Origin of the sequence: Halarsenatibacter silvermanii, from assembly GCF_900103135.1 — a bacterium.
GTDB lineage: Bacteria > Bacillota > Halanaerobiia > Halanaerobiales > Halarsenatibacteraceae > Halarsenatibacter > Halarsenatibacter silvermanii.
Window position 1 is genome coordinate 1 of record NZ_FNGO01000055.1, and the last position, 2,908, is coordinate 2,908.

Annotated in this window: 1 protein-coding gene and 1 pseudogene; one reads left to right on the forward strand and one right to left on the reverse strand. The window is 39.4% G+C overall.

Going from position 1 to position 2,908, the window contains the following annotated elements; translation table 11 throughout:
* On the reverse strand, positions 1–818 hold an 818-nt coding region (locus BLT15_RS12890; protein WP_234985629.1), incomplete at its 3' end, for a PAS domain-containing protein.
* A gap of 291 nt (positions 819–1,109) precedes the next feature.
* Between BLT15_RS12890 and BLT15_RS13850 the strand changes: the two are divergent.
* Positions 1,110–2,551: pseudogene (locus tag BLT15_RS13850) on the forward strand (IS6 family transposase).
* Positions 2,552–2,908: the final 357 nt, after the last annotated feature.

Sequence of the window (2,908 nt, forward strand, 5' to 3'; positions counted from 1 at the left end):
CCCAGTAGTTTATAGCATTTTTGACCTTTTATATCTTCCGGGGGCATATCTAATTGCTCATATCCCGCTTTATTATAGCGCATTATTGTATGGTCAGGTTTTTGTATGCCTATAACATCAGGTATGCTATTGAGAACCCCTTCTAAAAGTCGGTTCTTTTCTTTGATTTCCTCTTCCATCATTTTTCTCTCCGTTATATCCACGCCTACAGCCTGAAACTCCTCTATTTCACCGCTCTTATCGAATACGGGATAGTCAACCCATCTGTGGTGTCTAATTTCTCCATTCTCATCTTCAACTTTGTGCTCATATTTTTGAGGCTTATGGCTTTCTTTCACTTTTTCAAGTTGTTTTAAGGCAAACTCTCTATCTTCATCGGGTATAAATTCAGTATATTTTCGGCCTATTATCTCTTTTTCGGGAAGGTCTATATTTTCACAGTAAGCTTCATTTACAAAAGTTAAAGTGGTATCTGGCTTAAATCGACATATCAATTCTTTTTGCGTATTGATTATACTATTGTACCTTTCTTTTAACCTCTCATGTTTTTTACTTTTCTCATCGATTTCCGTTATATTTTCTTTTAAAATAATTACGTGTTTTTTATATCTGCAAGCATTAATCCTGTGCCAGAGTTTACTTTTATCAGTTTTCAGCAAAATTTCTTCCTCAAATTCTTCACGATCATTTTCATAAAGATTTTTTATTTTACTTTCAATTACCTTTACTTTAGTTTCGCTACAACCAGCACTTTTCAGAAAGCTGGAATAATGTTTAGCTTTCCCGTCATTCGTCACAGATAAGCCAATATTCTCCAACCATTCTCTGCCTTTCTCGTTGATTTGGGTTATCTTTCCATCTTCCGCAAGCAGCAAAGCTATCTGTGGTAAAGAATTGAAAAAAGATAATATACTATCTTCGCTATTCTGTGATTTCTCAGAAATGGTTACCCCTCCTGAGAACTTATCGTAGGGTCAAAAGAACTAGCCTTTTAACCTGCCAAAAGCTTTATATAGCATGATTCTTTTGTTAAAAACTTGCCCCCCCTGAATATGAGGTATATTTAACTCACCCATGTTTTAAAATACCCAGGAAGGGTGGCAAGACTTATGACTAAAATGATCACATGGCTTTTAGCCTACATCAAAATTCAGCAGAATATTATTATTGTCCTCTTTGTGCTGCTCACCGGCAGGAATATCCTCCCTTAATCTGATAAACCCATCAGCAAACAATACCGGCAGATGCAGATTGATTCTATACCTATCATTGAAAACATCGAAAAACTTGATTACAGAAAACTTTTGAATGAGTATAAACTCGAACATGACAGGGAACTAAAACCTATCAACCGCCGTGAAAACTCTGAAACTAAAGTTCCCACCAATCTTAACTGCCCTCGCTGTGAGGGCCCTCATACTTACATCTACAATAATAATGGCAGCAGAGGCCAGTTTAACTGCAAGGTGTGCGGTACTAATTTCAACGAAAATACTTCCTGTCCCAAACAGGCTATCATCAGGTGCCCACACTGTTCTAAAACCCTGGAAAAAATCAAAAAGAGAAATAATTTTTCTGTACATAACTGCAAAAATAATCTCTGTTCTTTCTATCAGAAAAACTTAGATGCCATGAGTGAAGATGAAAGCAAGTTATTTGCTGAAAACCCCATAAATTCAAGGTCCGCTATATCTACAGAGAGTTTGAATTTGACTATGAACCCCTGAGCAAATCAGCTGAACAGCCTGCTGAAGCTATCTCCAGAGTGGATATCGCGAAAATCCATTCCTCCCCTCATACCCTGGGGCTTATCTTAACCTATTATGCCAACTACGGCCTATCGGCCAGGAAAACGGCTGGCATTATGCAGGATGTACATAATGTCAAAGTCTCCTATCAAACCGTGTTAAATTATGCAGAAGCAGCCAGCAAGCTGGTTAAACCCTTCGTCGATAATTATCACTATAAACTTTCTGATTCTTTTTGCGGTGATGAAACCTATCTCAAAATCAAAGGCAAATGGCAGTATCTTTTCTTCTTTTTTGATGCTGAAAAGAAGATCATTCTCTCCTACAGAATATCTCCTGAAAAGGATACTCTGGCTGCCATCAAAGCTTTCGATGATACCCTAAAAAAGATGGATCCTATTCCAAAAAATTTAAGCTTTGTGGTTGATGCCAATCCTATCTATCGGCTGGCTCAGTATTTCTTTGCCGAAAAAGGTATATATTTCGCTTTAAATCAGGTTGTCGGGCTTACAAACAATGATGAAGTCTCCAGAGAGTTTAGACCTCTAAAACAAATCGTAGAGAGGCTGAACAGAACCTTCAAACGCGAGTACAAAACCACTGCCGGGTTTAGCTCTTCTGCTAGCTCTGAAACTTTCACGGTACTGTTTGTTACTTACTTTAATTTCCTCAGGCCTCATTCGGCCCTGGAAAAGAAGGTGCCGGTCACAATCCCTGAGCTTGACTGTCTGCCCAACATGCCTGCTAAATGGCTTAAGATTATTGAATTATCACAGGCGCATCTTAAAAAGCAGTCTGCTTAGGTGTTTAACGCTGTTCCCTGTGCTTAAGGCTTGAGCTTTCTTATGCACCAGCAGCGGCGAAGCGCACCCTTTACAAACCGAACCAGCCAAATGGCAAACTACTACCAGCGAGGGCGGGATGATTTGCCCTGCCTTCTTATTCTGTTCCCTGCGCCCTCGGCTGCTCTTTGCCGCCCATTTGGCCTGGTGTTTGTCAGGGGCGTTGCGATCTCTTACTGGTTTGCTCCCATAAATCTATTTTACTAATGGTCATCCTTCTCTTTCATAGATCTTTTGACACTACCACTCCTCTACCAGTTCCTCAAACATCTCTCCAATATATTCAAAATGCTCCTCTCCCATTAACTTGTCTAAAAA